13 protein-coding genes and 1 pseudogene are annotated in these 15,313 nt (G+C 44.2%); 10 read left to right on the forward strand and 4 right to left on the reverse strand.

All coding sequences use genetic code 11. The annotated features are described in order from the left end of the window. Positions 1–83: pseudogene (locus BLD48_RS16635) on the reverse strand (GlsB/YeaQ/YmgE family stress response membrane protein); the annotation flags it as partial. A gap of 337 nt (positions 84–420) precedes the next feature. On the opposite strand from BLD48_RS16635, the gene BLD48_RS00005 reads away from it, so the two are divergent. Both BLD48_RS00005 and BLD48_RS00010 read left to right on the forward strand, forming a co-directional pair. Further along, on the forward strand, positions 421–1,155 hold the full coding sequence (locus BLD48_RS00005) for an ABC transporter ATP-binding protein (RefSeq protein WP_083412202.1): 735 nt from the start codon (positions 421–423) through the stop codon (positions 1,153–1,155). Further along, positions 1,152–2,291, forward strand: coding sequence for an ABC transporter permease (locus tag BLD48_RS00010; protein WP_071498417.1), 1,140 nt, complete (start codon positions 1,152–1,154; stop codon positions 2,289–2,291). Before BLD48_RS00005 ends, BLD48_RS00010 begins: the two co-directional genes overlap by 4 nt. A gap of 99 nt (positions 2,292–2,390) precedes the next feature. Here BLD48_RS00010 and BLD48_RS00015 read toward each other — a convergent pair whose 3' ends face one another. Next, a complete protein-coding gene (locus BLD48_RS00015) occupies positions 2,391–3,689 on the reverse strand; it encodes an ammonium transporter (RefSeq protein ID WP_071498418.1) in 1,299 nt (432 codons plus the stop codon). Positions 3,690–3,806: 117 nt separating this feature from the next. On the opposite strand from BLD48_RS00015, the gene BLD48_RS00020 reads away from it, so the two are divergent. From BLD48_RS00020 to mscL, 7 genes are all read left to right on the forward strand, one after another. Beyond that, entirely contained in the window at positions 3,807–4,109 is a 303-nt protein-coding gene (locus BLD48_RS00020) for a MerR family transcriptional regulator (protein WP_014969689.1), read from the forward strand. A 143-nt stretch (positions 4,110–4,252) separates the two neighbouring features. After that, entirely contained in the window at positions 4,253–5,299 is a 1,047-nt protein-coding gene (hemE, locus tag BLD48_RS00025; RefSeq protein WP_071498419.1) for a uroporphyrinogen decarboxylase, read from the forward strand. Continuing rightward, the gene (gene hemH, locus BLD48_RS00030) at positions 5,296–6,228 is read left to right on the forward strand and encodes a ferrochelatase (protein ID WP_071498420.1); all 933 of its coding nucleotides are present in this window, start codon (positions 5,296–5,298) and stop codon (positions 6,226–6,228) included. Before hemE ends, hemH begins: the two co-directional genes overlap by 4 nt. After that, entirely contained in the window at positions 6,218–7,636 is a 1,419-nt protein-coding gene (gene hemG, locus BLD48_RS00035) for a protoporphyrinogen oxidase (RefSeq protein WP_071498421.1), read from the forward strand. The genes hemH and hemG overlap by 11 nt, the downstream gene beginning before the upstream one ends. Positions 7,637–7,895: 259 nt before the next feature. Then, positions 7,896–9,356: a cardiolipin synthase gene (cls, locus tag BLD48_RS00040; RefSeq protein ID WP_083412203.1), complete on the forward strand. Its 1,461-nt coding sequence runs from the start codon at positions 7,896–7,898 to the stop codon at positions 9,354–9,356. Between the two features lie 72 nt (positions 9,357–9,428). Further along, positions 9,429–10,322: a Cof-type HAD-IIB family hydrolase gene (locus BLD48_RS00045; protein WP_236629888.1), complete on the forward strand. Its 894-nt coding sequence runs from the start codon at positions 9,429–9,431 to the stop codon at positions 10,320–10,322. A gap of 21 nt (positions 10,323–10,343) precedes the next feature. Further along, positions 10,344–10,721: a large-conductance mechanosensitive channel protein MscL gene (mscL, locus tag BLD48_RS00050; protein WP_071498423.1), complete on the forward strand. Its 378-nt coding sequence runs from the start codon at positions 10,344–10,346 to the stop codon at positions 10,719–10,721. Positions 10,722–10,813: 92 nt separating this feature from the next. Here the strand turns inward: mscL and BLD48_RS00055 are convergent, their stop codons facing one another. Beyond that, entirely contained in the window at positions 10,814–12,988 is a 2,175-nt protein-coding gene (locus BLD48_RS00055) for an ATP-dependent helicase (protein WP_071498424.1), read from the reverse strand. A gap of 225 nt (positions 12,989–13,213) precedes the next feature. Between BLD48_RS00055 and BLD48_RS00060 the strand changes: the two genes are divergently transcribed. Beyond that, the gene (locus tag BLD48_RS00060) at positions 13,214–13,708 is read left to right on the forward strand and encodes a GNAT family N-acetyltransferase (RefSeq protein WP_071498613.1); all 495 of its coding nucleotides are present in this window, start codon (positions 13,214–13,216) and stop codon (positions 13,706–13,708) included. 63 nt (positions 13,709–13,771) lie between these two features. Here the strand turns inward: BLD48_RS00060 and BLD48_RS00065 are convergent, their stop codons facing one another. Further along, positions 13,772–15,232, reverse strand: a complete 1,461-nt coding sequence (locus BLD48_RS00065; protein ID WP_071498425.1) for a glycoside hydrolase family 32 protein — start codon at positions 15,230–15,232, stop codon at positions 13,772–13,774. Positions 15,233–15,313: the final 81 nt, after the last annotated feature.

Genomic DNA, 15,313 nt, shown 5'->3' on the forward strand with positions numbered 1-15,313 from the left:
CCACCTGGTACATCTTTCCCAATGATAAGACTAGCTACCCAACCGATTAGCCCGCCAACGATTAAAGCCCATAAGAATCCCATTTAAAACACTCCTTTTCTTACTTAAGATTTACCTGTTTTCAGGTAGTTGTAAACACATTGAAAGATGAAAGTCCTTAAATACTCCTTTTAGTAAGCGAGGTAAATTATTAAAAGTAAAATGGCTAGACGATTATACCAGTTACCTCTCAAAGAAATTTGTATTTAAAATACTACTTTCAATTTTTGTAAGTCGTTTTCATATATTGATGTAACGATTACACTTAGAGTAATTACCGTAAAAAGATGTATTCAAACCTTTTCTTAATAAAAAAAATGATCAGGAGTAGAAAAGTGAGAATGATTTGTCTAGGATAGTTAATGAAGGGAGTGAACGATCGTGTTATTAAAAATAAATGATTTGTCAGGTGGGTACGGATCCAAAAAAGTGTTGCACCATATTGATATAGCAGTAAAACAGGGAGAATTGGTAGGCTTGATTGGTTTAAATGGTGCCGGTAAATCGACGACGATTAAACATATACTCGGTTTGTTACCTGTGAAATCGGGAGAAATTTTAATTAATGGTGTCAGTTTGGAAGCAGACGAACAAACGTATCGAAAACAAGTAGCCTATATTCCGGAACAACCGATGTTATACGAACAATTGACGTTGCGGGAACATCTACGGTTGATGGCACAAGGATATGCTGTTGATAAAACTACAGCGGAAGAACGAATCATCCATTATGCGACGCGCTTACGCATGACGAAACAATTGGAATGGTTTCCAAGCGTTTTTTCTAAAGGGATGAAACAAAAGGCAATGATTCTCTGCGCATTGATTACAGGAAGTGAACTTTTGATCGTTGATGAACCGTTCGTAGGACTTGATCCGTTAGCGATTCGTGAACTGTTGGCGATTTTTAGTGAATTAAAAGCAGACGGAAAAGGGATTTTGATGTCAACTCATATACTAGAAACGGCGGAACGACATTGTAATCGATTCATCTTGTTACATGAAGGCCATATTGCAGCAGAAGGGACGACGGAAGAATTACGGAACCGGTACGAACTCCAGCAAGGTTCACTCGATGACATTTATGTAGCGGCCATCGAGGAGGCGGAACGATGACCAGTTCCGCACTATGGAAAACACGTTATCAAGCCGCGATGGCAGAAATGACAAAGTACACGCGATACATGGCGAACGGTGGATTGTTGTTTACGGTCTACTTCGTGGTTTTATATGGACTGGTCGTCTATGGGCGATTTTTGGATCAAATCGATCCTGATTTCCCCGGGCACCTCATCATGGGAGGATTATTCATTTTATTGGCATGTTACCGATCAACACGAACGTTTTTAGTTGAGGCCGATCAAGTGTTTTTATTACCCAGTCTGCCGCGTTTAGATGGATATATGAAACGTGTCCGGGTATACAATGCCGTATACGGAATTTTCCGGGTGATTCTTCCATTTTTAGCGGTCTCTGTTCTATATGTACGGACAGAGCAGACGACAGCTGGCGAATTGATTTTGTTATTCGTCTCTTTAGGGATGATCGGAGCTGCTGCGAACTTATCGAAACTAGAAGGAATCGGTCATCGAATCGTTCTTTTGTATGCGACAGGTGCAGGAGTCCTCGTCATGCTTGACATGGGTTCGTTCAGTATCGTCGTAACGAGTTTGTTGCTGCTCACGCTTCACCTCAAAAAACAAGAACAGTTACCTTTGATGGAATGGATTACGCTCGAGCAGGAATCACGTGACCGGTTTTATCGGATTGCGAACTGGTTCGTGGATGTACCACGCTTGTCAACAACCTATAAGCGTCGACGTCTGTTAAGTCATCTCGTTGAGAAAATCGGATTTGATCAGAAACGAACGTTTGATTACCTCTATATGAAACAATTTATCCGAAGTACAGACGGAATTGGTTTGATTGTAAGATTGACATTGATTGGTGCGGTGTTCATGTGGCTTGCGAAAGACAACGGGTGGCTCGTAACGTTAGCGATTCCAGCGTTCAGTGGATTGACGAGCTTTCAACTTGCACCGTTTACCCGGGCGATTGATTCTCATCTGTTGACACGCCTGTTACCATTTGGAGATGCAGTATCTTCAAAACGAAAAGTCATCCGTGTCACGTCATTCTTACAAGTGATGGTCCTCGCACTGGCAGGGTTTATTCTCAGCAGTGAAGTTACTGTTTTTGTAGGGGCGATCGTGGCGCTTGGCATTAGCGAGTACTATGCACGAAAAAAATAAGTAGATGGCTTCAACCGCTTTTTTAGGCGAACAACAAGACCCGACCCCCTGTCCGAGCAGACGGGGAATCGGGTCTTGTTTGTTTGACGAAACAACTAGTTAGTTGACTTTTTCCGTTGTTTCTTCTTGTTCGTAAGCCTTTTTCAACTCTTTGCTGACAGGAGCGGGGAGGTCGTAAGACACCTGTCCGTGTTCAGCAACGTCGAGTCCACGTAACTCATCTTCCCGAGTGATTCGTAGACCAATCGTGACATCGAGTAATTTGAGGAAGGCGTAGCTCAAGACGCTGACGATGACGACGGCGAATACGACACCAAGTGCCTGTACGCCAAGTTGCGTAAAGCCGCCACCATAGAACAGTCCCGCTTGACCGATTCCTGTAATTTCAACGAGTCGTGGTGAAGCGAAGAATCCGGTTGCAAGTGTTCCCCAGATGCCGGCTACACCATGAACAGAAAAGGCACATAACGGATCATCGACACGACGGGCAAGTAAGATGCTTGTTCCATACGTGATGACACCAGCGAGGAAACCAATGACGACGGCTGCCCACGGTTCAACGAAGGCACAAGCAGCCGTGATGGCGACAAGCGCTGCGAGGACACCGTTGATGATCGAAGGGATATCTGCGACCCGTCGATGCCAGAAGGAAATCGCGAGCGCCCCGAGTGCACCGGCTGCTGTCGCAAGAAGTGTTGTCAAGGCGACATAGCTGAAGAATCCATCGGCAATCGTCAGGGTTGATCCAGCGTTAAATCCGAACCAACATAACCAGAGGATAAAGGCACCAACGACAGAATAGATGACGTTATGACCAAGCAGTGGTGTTGTTTCTGCGCCAATCCGCTTTTTCAAAATTAAGGCCGCGACAAGTGCCGCAATCCCACCTTGCAAGTGGACGACCGTTGATCCAGCGAAATCTTGCATACCGAGTGAACCAAGGAAACCACCGGCCCAAACCGAACGAGCGATGATTGGATAGATGATGGCGACGAAAAATGTACCGAACAACAGGTAAACCGAGAGTTTCGCACGTTCTGCAAAACCACCCCAAGCAATCGCTAATGACACGGCAACAAAGGAAAGCTGGAAAAGAAACTTCACATCGATTGTCACGTTTGACCAATCAAGACTTGAGAAACCACCTTGAAGGAAAAATCCTTCCGTTCCAATCAAGCCGGGTCCATCTCCGAACGTCAATCCAAAGCCAATCGCCCAAAAGGCGAGGGCAGCGACGGAGAAACTGATCAACTGTTTGACAGCGACGTGTCCAGCATTTTTAGCGCGTAACATCCCTGTTTCAAGTAATAAAAACCCGATTTGCATCGTAAAAACAAGTAAAGTAGCGAATAAGACATAAAACGTATCCACTGAGACTAACATTTCTTCCAGATTCATCGTCGTTCCTCCTTTATCAATTTAAAGTATGTGTTTACTTTAGACGGAAATCCTTTCCAAGAAACGTCTTGTGTCAGAAAATCTGACATGGTATTTTGGAGGAAAGGAGTGACGAAGATGAATTACCGAGAGAAAAAGGTGATGACGATTGGTATTGTCTGTGAATTGACCGGTTTATCGGAACGTCAAATTCGTTACTATGAAGAACGGAAATTGATTTTTCCGGAACGGACGAACGGGAAAACAAGAAAATATTCATTTACCGATATCGAACGATTAGTAGAAGTCGCGGAGAAAATCGAAGAGGGTTGGCGGACGCATGAGATTCGTGAAAAGGATCGGAAAGTGACCGAACAACAACGCTCGGATTTGATCCGGGGACAATTGAATGCAGCGTTCGGTCTTTACAAGAAACGGTGAACATTTGATGAACGGGTAACAGAACTGTAATTTTGTAAACGATTTATTGGCACACCGTTCTGAATTTCAGATATAATGTTTCTGTGTTCACAAACTTATCGTGCGTTATTTTGGGGCGTTAGAACGAGTATAAAGGGGTAGTTATGATGAAAAACTTTAATGATACATTTTTGCGGGCCATTCGTGGCGAAGAGGTAAGCCATGTACCGGTCTGGTATATGCGTCAAGCAGGTCGGTATCAAGCGGAGTATCGTGAAATCAAGAAAACACGGACGTTGTTTGAGATTACACATGATCCAGAGTTATGCGCGTACGTCACGGAGCTACCGGTCAAACAACTAGGGGTTGATGCAGCGATTCTCTATAAAGACATCATGACACCTTTACCATCGATGGGCGTTGATGTCGAAATTAAAAGTGGGATTGGTCCTGTCATCGCCAATCCGATTCGGACGATGGACGATGTGCAAGCCTTACAACCATTCAACAAAGAAGACATTCCGTATATCTTTGAGACGATTAAACTGTTGCGCGAACGTCTCGAAGTTCCATTAATCGGCTTCTCGGGTGCACCGTTCACGCTAGCCAGTTACATGATCGAAGGTGGACCGTCAAAAGGCTACCACAAAACGAAAGCATTGATGTATGGTCATCCTGATGTATGGCATGCTTTAATGGAGAAACTCGGAGATATGGTCATCGATTATATCAAAGCGCAAGTCGATGCCGGCATCCAGGCGTTCCAAATCTTCGATTCATGGGTCGGTACGACAAGTCGTAAAGACTACATCCTTTATATCAAACCGACGATGGAACGGATTTTCAACGAGTTAAAAGAGACAGGTGTTCCGATGATCATGTTTGGTGTCGGAGCAAGTCACTTGGCGGAAGAATGGCATGATTTGCCGCTTGACGTCGTTGGACTCGATTGGCGTCTGTCGATTGACGAAGCCCGTGCACGCGGACTGACGAAGACATTACAAGGAAACCTTGATCCATCCTACTTGCTTGCACCATGGGAAATTCTCGAAGCCAAAGCAACGGAAATTCTTGATATGGGAATGAAACGTCCCGGATTCATCTTTAATCTTGGTCATGGTATCTTCCCAGAAGTCGATCCGGAAGTCTTGAAACGTCTCACTGCATTTATCCATGATTACTCGAAAGAAAAAATGGGGGTAGCGAAATGAAAACATTAGGATTACTTGTCATGGCGTATGGTACGCCGTATAAACCGGAAGACATCGAACGATATTACACGCACATTCGTCGCGGACGGAAACCGTCTCCAGAAGCATTGGCTGAACTGACAGAACGGTATGAAGCGATTGGTGGTGTTTCACCGCTTGCCCAAGTCACGATTGATCAGGCAGAGGAATTGCACCGCCAATTGTCAGAAAAATATGCAGACGAAATCGATTTTAAACTGTATCTGGGTCTGAAGCACATCGAACCGTTCGTAGAAGATGCGGTCGAGCAAATGGCGAAAGACGGGATTACAGAAGCGGTCACTGTTGTACTTGCACCGCACTACTCGACGTTCAGCATTCGTTCATATAACGGTCGGGCGAAAGAAGTAGCAGATAAACATGGAATTCATTTGGCTTCTGTTGAATCTTGGTATAAAGAAGAAGCATTTATTGACTGGTGGGGAACAGAAATTCGTAAAACGTTTGATGCGTTGCCGATTCCCGAAGAGAAGGCCGTATTAGTCGTATCAGCACACAGTTTACCGGAAAAGATCATTGCGAACGGTGATCCATACCCGGAACAATTAAAAGAAACAGCAGAATTAATTGCAAAACGTGCAGGTGTGAAACATATGATTACCGGCTGGCAGTCGGCTGGTCAAACGCCAGAACCATGGCTCGGACCGGACGTTCAGGATTTAACACGTGACGTCTATGAAGCAGAAGGCTATGAAGCGTTTGTCTATGTGCCAGTTGGCTTCGTCGCAGATCACTTGGAAGTCTTATTCGATAATGACTACGAATGTAAAGTCGTTTGTGATGAACTTGGAATTCATTATGCACGTCCAATCATGCCGAATGCGGATCCAGCCTTCATGAAAGCAGTCACTGAGGCTGTTTCGAAGCAGGTCGGTAGTTATGTCAAGTAAACGTCTCGTCATTGTCGGCGGTGGTATCACGGGTCTTGCCGCTGCCTATTACGCAGAACGTACTTTTCCAGATTTGAACATCACGTTGCTTGAGGCAGGAGAACGTCTTGGTGGTAAGGTCGCGACGTACCGGGAAGAGGGATTCACGATTGAACGTGGACCAGATTCATATGTCGCAAGAAAACACATCTTGACGGATTTGATTGAAGCAATCGGACTTGGTGATCAATTAGTTCGCAACAATACATCACAAGCCTTCATCCTGGATCCGGGTGGTCTCCATCCGATTCCAAAAGGTTCGGTCATGGGCATTCCGACGGATTTGGAGCTGTTCCGAGAAACAACTTTGCTAACGGAACAGGAAAAACAAGAAGTCGCGAACTTATTGTTACATCCTTCGGAACAGTTGACGATTCCGGAACACGATATCCCGCTTGGTGAGTATTTACGACCGCGGTTGGGGGATGCTTTGGTCGAAAAATTGATTGAACCGCTGTTATCGGGTATCTATGCCGGAAACATCGATAAAATGAGTACGTTTGCGACATATCCTCAATTTGTCGCAAATGAACAAAAAGCCGGTTCCTTATTTGAAGGAATGCGTTTGATGCGTCCGCTCGATCAAACTCCTAATACGCCACAAACGACAATCAAAGCGACCGGACAATTTTTATCATTAGCGACCGGTCTTGAGTCATTGATTGAGCGGTTGGAAGAAACGTTAGAACAATCCGAAATCCGTCTGGAGACACCGTTGCTTGAGATTACACGGGAAGACGGACGTTACCGCTTGAAGACGGATCATGGTCCGGAATATGCGGATTATGTCCTCTTGACGATTCCGCATCCTCAAGTCGTTCAGTTATTACCGGAAGCGCATGTACCGGAACTCGAACAGTTGACGACCCATTCGACAGCGACGATCACACTGATTTTTGATCAGCAAGAATCACTGCCGATTGAAGGAACAGGGTTTGTCGTTAATCGTCGAGCACCGTATTCGATAACAGCATGTACGGCGATTGATCAAAAATGGAATCATTCGGCACCGAATCATACGGTCTTACGTGCTTTTGTCGGACGACCGGGGAATGACCATCTTGTTCGTGAATCGGATGAAATTTTGCAGCAAGCTGTTTTGCAGGATTTAGAAAAAATTTGCGGTCGGAAATTAGAACCGAAACAAGTCATCATCAGCCGATTAATAGATGGTTTGCCTGCTTATACCGTCGGACATGCGGAACGGACCCAACGTGTTCGGGATGAAGTGTCGGCAAAGTATCCAGGTATCTATCTCGCAGGTCTTGCTTACGATGGTGTCGGCTTACCTGACTGCGTCACGAGTGCAAAAATGATGATTGAATCGATTGAGCTCGATCAATCGCATAGAGAAGAATCTGCTAACTGATGTTAGCGTCGATAAGACAAACGATTTTTGATTACGCGTTTTGGGTTACGCCTTGAATGAGACACTCTAGATTGCTGAGTGTCTCATTCAAGGTTTTTTTGTTTGATTTGACGAATAACGAAGGGCCTGAATGACACACCTTTACATGTTAAATCATGTTGTCCAATCCAAAAGTAACTTTTTGTTTAGGAGAAGGTTAAAAGAAGGAATACGTTAGAAGTAGGAAGCGGTCAAAAAATGAGTAGGAGGAGGGATTAAATTGTTTGACGTCGTCAGCACATTTCTTGTCATCCTGGCCTACGGATTAATCATCATGAATCTAGTTGCCGTATTGACCGTCATCTTTTTAGAACGACGCGATATCGGAGCGACATGGGCCTGGGTATTGATTTTGTATTTTGTTCCACTCGTCGGATTTCTAATCTATCTCTTTTTTGGACGTCTCTTGAAAAAAACAGATTTTTATCACGTCAAGGAGGACGAAAAAAAAGAACAAGCACGGCGGGTGGCATTACAACTAGACGAATTGAATCATCCGCAGACACAAACGCGTCATTCTGCTGTTTTACGATACAATCAGTTGATCCGGATGAATTTGAATTCAAACGATGCGTTACTCAGTTTCAAAAATGAGGTCATTATTTTATCGGATGGAGAACAAAAATTTAATCGGATGATGACTGATATTTTGAACGCAAAATATGAAATTAACATTCAGTACTACATCATTCAAAAGGATTCGCTAGGACTTGCCTTGATTTCGGCCTTAACGAAGCAGGCCAAGCAAGGAGTGAAAATTCGCTTGCTTTACGATGCCGTTGGTTCGCGGGATTTGAAACGACCAGACTTCAAGGAGTTAATGGAACATGGTGGAGAAGTGTTTGCCTTTTTTCCACCTACAATCGGCTTGATCAATTTTAGGCTCAACAATCGAAACCACCGGAAGTCCTGTATCATTGACGGAAAAATCGGTTATATCGGAGGTTTTAATGTCGGGACGGAATATCTCGGAATCGATGAAAAGTTTGGCTACTGGCGGGATACGCACTTTCGATTAGAAGGAGAAGTCGTTCACGATCAACTGGATCGTTTCATTTTAGATTGGAATCAAGCGAGTGACATTTATACGGGAAAGGAATTTTTTCATTACGGGACACATACCATCGGAACCAATGTACCGATGCAAATCGTGACGTCTGGTCCAGATTCGAAGACCGAACATTTAAAAAATATGCTGATCAAGATGATTTCTTCCGCTAAACAATCGGTTTATATTCAGTCTCCGTACTTCATTCCGGATACAAGTTACATGGATGCATGTAAGATGGCATTACTGTCGGGTGTCGAAATCCGGATCATGATTCCAAATAAACCGGATCATCCGTTTGTCTACTGGGCGACGACTGCGGCCGTCGGAGAATTGATTGATTATGGGGCGATGGTTTATACGTACGAACCCGGATTTTTGCATGCGAAAACGATTGTCGTCGATCAAGAACTCGCATCAGTCGGAACGACAAACATCGATGCAAGAAGCTTTAGATTGAACTTCGAGATGAACACCATCGTTTACGACGCAGAGGTCGCAAGCGCACTAGCCCGTTTGTTCGAAGAGGATTGTCTTGTCTGTGAACGATTGACTGCTGAGAAATACGCAGAACGGTCACGCATGATTAAATTCAAAGAGAGTATCTCGCGACTGCTGTCCCCGATTTTGTAGTGTGAGAAGAAGGGTGAAAACAGGAAAAAGACAAGAGAAATGGTATAGTGTAACTGAAAAAGACAAAGGAGAGTGAACGTTTTGGCAAAAGCAATCAAATTATTGATCTCAGACATGGATGGTACGGTATTATCCAGCAAACAGAAAATAGAACCGGAAACGATTGCCGCGATTCAAGCGGCAAAAGAGAAGGGCGTTGAATTTGCGATTGCGACAGGACGAAATTACTTAAACGCTAAAGAATTGACGGATCAGGCAGGAATCGTTTGTCCAATCATCGCATCAAACGGTGCACGTGTCTTGACGGTTGACGGAGAAGAATTAAGTGCAACGACGTTGACGGCTGAACAAGCGCAACAGATTTATGGCATCATCAGCCAATATGAAGTCTTCTTCGAGATGTTTTGTGATCAAGGTCTTGTCACTGCTCAAGGATCAACAATTGATGCAGCCTATGATTCGCTCAAGGAGATGAGTGAAGAAAGTGATCGTGCGAAAGATGTCCTCGAGTTTTTCCATAACCGGTATTATGTCAATGAAGATGTCAAGATGATTGATGGATTCCGGTCGTTCATTCGGAATCAAGCAGGGCAAGTCTTTAAATTCATATCGTTTTCATTTGATCAAGACTTGATGAAAAAGATTTGGAAAGAGATTGAAGAAAAAGTGGACGGCATTTACGTAACCTCATCCGGTCATGATAACATCGAAGTCATGGCACTTGGTGCCGATAAAGGCACGGCTGTCAAAACACTGGCGAAACATCTCGGCGTATCCATCGACGAGGTAGCAGTGATCGGCGACAATCTAAATGACGTACCGATGTTCAAGGTTGCTGGAATGGCGATTGCGATGGGGAATGGTCACGAAGAAGCGAAAGCAATCGCCCATCAAGTCACAAAAACAAATGATGAGAACGGTGTTGGTTACGCGATTGGCCAATTGGCGGACAAAGCGTGGACGTAACGTCAGAGGAGGTCACCAACCGTGTTCAAGGCGTTTAAGGAGTTTGCGTTTCGCGGAAATGTGATTGATTTAGCCGTCGGCGTGATCTTGGGAGCCGCTTTTAGCGGCATCATCAAATCTTTAGTCGACAGCATCTTCATGCCGCTGATCGGAATAGTGATTGGTGGGATTGACGTGAAAGAGTTATCAGTGACGGTCGGGAAAGCCAAGTTGCTTTACGGACAGTTCCTTCAGGCAAGCATCGAGTTCATTTTGATTGCCTTTGCTTTATTTTTGTTCGTCAAGGGCATCAACAGCTTCCGCCGGAAAGAGGAAGTTCCGGAAGAAATCGTCGTTTCGACAACGGAAGAAAAGTTATTGACCGAAATCCGGGATGCATTAGTGCGTCGCAACGATTGACGACTAAAAAGAATCCGTAAAAAAAGGAAAATCGCTCATTCTTAGCTGCAGGACTACGCCTGATAGTTAAGAAGTAGAGCGATTTTTTTAACTTAGAGAATCGTTAACAAGTGATTTTCAGAACAAACTTGCAGGGAAAGTTGTTTGTCGATGCCTTTATCGAATTGAATGTCGAGCACATCATCCATCACATGAATAATCGTACCGTCACCAAACGCGGTATGACGGATCCGCATGTTTTGCTGAACAGGTAAAAGTGGGATGGACGCTTTTTCAGTTACCCGTTGGCTCCGCGCATGCGTTTTTTTGGCTGTGTCATTTGGATGAAGAATGTGCCGGATATTTCCGATGAACAGGGACTCTTCGACCGGCTTTGATTTATACCGGTAGGACAACAAATGAAGTTCGTGACGTGCCCGTGTCATCCCGACATAGAATAAGCGGACCGCCTCTTCCATCTCTTCTAACTGCCCGTCTTTGTAAGACTTGATATTATCAGAGGACGGAAGTACCCCGTTGATCAAATCAATCATGAAGACCCGATCAAATTCAAGACCCTTTGCACTATGAAAAGTCGACAATGTGACGGCATTCTGATGTTTATTTGATTTTGCTTGCCGCATCAATTGTTCAAGATGCAGGATACGTTCCTTAAAAGCGAGTGCCGTCGGAAGGTCACTCGCGACATTTTCAATCGTATTAAGCATCTCGAGCAGAAAATCGATGCTGAAGCCAAGACTATCACTCATTTTTTTTAGGTTTTTTTCATAACCGAGTTCGTTTCGGATCAACGTTAATGCCGATGCAGGTCGAGCCGTCCGAATGGCGGCAAAAACCGATTTGATGGTCTTTAATTGTTTCTTTTGATAAAATTTCATCTCGACATGTTGGATCAATAAATCAAATACATTTTCACCATTGCGCAACTCATATAAACGTTGGAGTTGGACTTTCGAGATGTAACCGGCAAACTTCGTATGGATTTGTGCCAATACATCAACGTCTGAAGGATCATTCGCCAGTTCAATGAAATGTAAGATATCCTTTAAAACCCAATGGCTAAAGAATTTATGATCGACGTCTTTGATATAAAAAGGAATCCCTGCTAAATCAAGTGCGTTCATGACATTGATGGAAGAAGAATTGTTTCGATACAAAATCGCGACTTCTTGAAAATTAGTTTCTTCCCGTAAATGACGAATGACATAACGGGTCTGGTCTTCATAGGCAGGTAATGTTTCTACGACAATCGGGCGAGAAGAAGGGTTGTTTGTAAACATTTTTTTAGGATGACGGACTTTATTTCGTTGAATGAAACGATTGGCCGTCTCGACGATTTCTTGCGAAGAACGGTAATTCTGTTCCATGTACAAGACGGTAGCATCCGGGTACGTATCCTTAAAATGGATGATTTTAGAGACATCTGCTCCGCGCCAGCTGTAGAGGGTTTGATCATCATCAGCGACGACACACAAATTGTTGTTCGGTAATGCTAATTTTTCAACAAGTTGGTGTTGGACGAGTGAGGTGTCCTGGCTTTCATCTGTCAAAATGTACTCAAATCTTCGTTGATACGTCGCTAACAATGAAGCATTTTCTGCTAAAATCGTATTGGCATACGTCAACATATCATCAAAATCCATTAAAGGGTGAAGCGGATCACGTAGTTTGAACTGTTCATAAGCAAGATAGATTTCCGGAAAATGTTTGATGGTCGTTTTTAACGTTTCGAGATCTTTTTGTGACAATAAACGGTTTTTGACAAATGAAATCATCCGTAACAATTCATCCATCTGATCTTCCGTGATGACGCTCCGATTGATGTCTTGAAAAATTCGACGGAGGATCATCCGTTTATGCAACGGTTGTTCAGAACGGGAAGATGATGATTTCTCAATGGCCCCTTCAATGATCGTATAGTGAAGGCGATTCGTTGCCGCGTAGTCACGAACGACCTGAAAGGCAAAGCTGTGAATCGTCGAAAAAGAAGCGGTCGTTCCGATTAAATGATGGAACCAATCGTGAAAACGTTCTGCCATTTCGTGAGCAGCGGCTTTACTGAACGTTAAACCTAAGATGGATCGTGGATTTACTTTTTTTTCAAGAATCAAATAAGCAATTTTAAAATTCAACGTTGTTGTTTTCCCGGATCCCGGGGAAGCGAGTAATAGAAGGGGACCTTGATCATGTTCAATTGCTTGGCGTTGCACATGGTTTAGCTTGGTTCCGGTTTCAAGCTCCATACGTTCGAAAAAGTCTGTCGACATCGTTTTGTTCACCTCTTACATCTGTAAACTCAAATTTCTCTTCTTAGTTTAGCATTTTCAGTTCGACAATTGATTAAGTCTACAAAAGAAGTGGAATAGAAGTAAAGAGAAAACCTTTCAGTCAACATCCCTCAAACATTGGCTAAAGACATCTAGAACATGTAAAATGGAAATAGATGTAAGGAGAGAAGCGTATCTCTTCGATTAATGGAAGGCGGAAAAAATATGTCTCAAGTGAAGTTAGTTATGTACACCAATGAACACTATGAACAATGTGATGCGTTTATTCTTCCGGAAGAACAAATCCAATTTACGACATTTCCGACACAGGTGGTGTCAGAAGCGTTAGAAAATCCCGATAAATTTCCGGTTGTCATTAAAAAGGATACAGAAGTCGTTGGTTTTTTCATCCTGCATTTACATCCTCCCAAAACACATCGGACAGATGAACAAAGTGTGCTGTTGCGTGCCTTTTCGATTGATGCCCGGCATCAACAACAAGGATATGCGAAAGAAGCGATGATGCAGTTGCCAGCCTTCGTGAATAAACATTTTCCGGAAGTGACAGCTATCACGTTAGCCGTCAATAAAAAAAATATTGCAGCAAAATCTCTGTACTTCAAGACAGGATACGTCGATACGCTACAGTCTGTGATGGGACCGATCGGAGAACAGCATATCTTGGCGTTTGATCTTCAAAAACAAATCTCCTTCGGATAAAAAAAGCACACTCCTCAGTTTAACTGCGAGGAATGTGCTTTTTGCTTGTTTAAACATCGATAGTCAGAGTGAATAAATCGCAAGGTGGACAGTTGCTTCACCGCTTAAGACAATTCCTTGACTGGTTGATTTCGGGAAGATACGGGCAGAAGCCACCGCTTCTCCGTCGTTCAAGAAGACTTCAATCGACGAACGGTCGACGAACAGCCGCAGCGTGTGCAGTGGTTCCGTTAACGTGATGGAACGCGTCGTTCCGTATTCGACAGCGGGAACCTCTGCGCCAGACCGTGTACGATCCAATGTAAATCGTCTCGTCTGTGTATCATAACGCAGAATCGTTTCTTCTTGCTCACTCGCACGGACCTTTAATTCGAACTGTCCGGAAGAAATAGCAAGATGAGACAGGACCAGTTCAAAGACTTCCGCTTGGACAGGACTTGCCTGTTGTTCGACTACAAGAGGTTGTTCATACAGGGTGTCTTTTCGTAGAGAGGTTAGTTCGCGGACCGGTTTTTGGCGTAAATGCCCCTGTTCGAGTGTTAATTCTCGTGGCAGTGTCAAAGCGTGCGCCCATTTATAACGATCACTTGGATACGTGATATCGGGTAAACCCATCCAACCGACGAGAATCCGGCGACCGTCTGCTGCTAACGTCGTCTGTGGTGCATAAAAATCAAAACCAAAATCAAGTTCTAAAAAGTCTTCATGTTGATAAGAAAGGTTCGGGAAGTCAACCGTCTGACCGATGAAGTAACCGGATTGGAAAATATTTTGGTAGTGGTCGCCTGTCGGTTCGATACCTTGTGGACTAAAAAGCAACAATCCGTGCCCATCCAGCTCAAAATAATCGGGACACTCCCACATATAGCCGAAGTCCGGATAACGCGTTTCCAGTTCTCCGAGTAACGTCCAGGATTCAGCATCTTCAGAGTGATAGACGACCGTAGAACCGGTCAAATCATTTCGCTGGGCACCGATGATGCAGTACCATGTCCCTTGATGTTGGAACACTTTTGGATCCCGGAAATGTTCAGTATAACCGTCTGGTACCGTTGCAATCGCTGGCGGAAGATGTTTTTCGACCCGACCATCTGAACGAAGGTGTCCAACGATTTGGCTCGTATGCCGGACCCAATCCTGATCGCGTTTATTGCCTGTGTACATGATATGGACTTTATCATCCTTGACGAAGCCACTACCGGAGTAGGCACCATGCGAATCGGGATCATCATTTGGGATCAGTGCCGCGCCTTCATCGAACCAGTGGACCAAATCCTTTGACGTCAGATGGTACCAGTATTTTAATCCATGAACCGGTCCGAGTGGGAACCATTGATAAAATAGGTGGTACGTACCATCATGATAGACAAAACCATTCGGGTCATTTAACAACCCGGTTGGTGGTTGAATATGAAAAGAGAAGCGCCAAGGGGATGTCCGGACTTCTTCTTTCATGAGTTGATACACTTCCGGTGCGAGATCGGAGAGCGGGCGATAGCGTGCTTCGCGTGTCCACTGATTCATGCTGTCAGCTCCTTGTTGTAAGTAGTTGTGTAGTTTCTTCTATTTGTTCACATTACGGAGAACGGTCTAGCTTGTCAATCG

Source organism: Exiguobacterium sp. KRL4 (assembly GCF_001870785.1).
Lineage (GTDB): Bacteria > Bacillota > Bacilli > Exiguobacteriales > Exiguobacteriaceae > Exiguobacterium_A.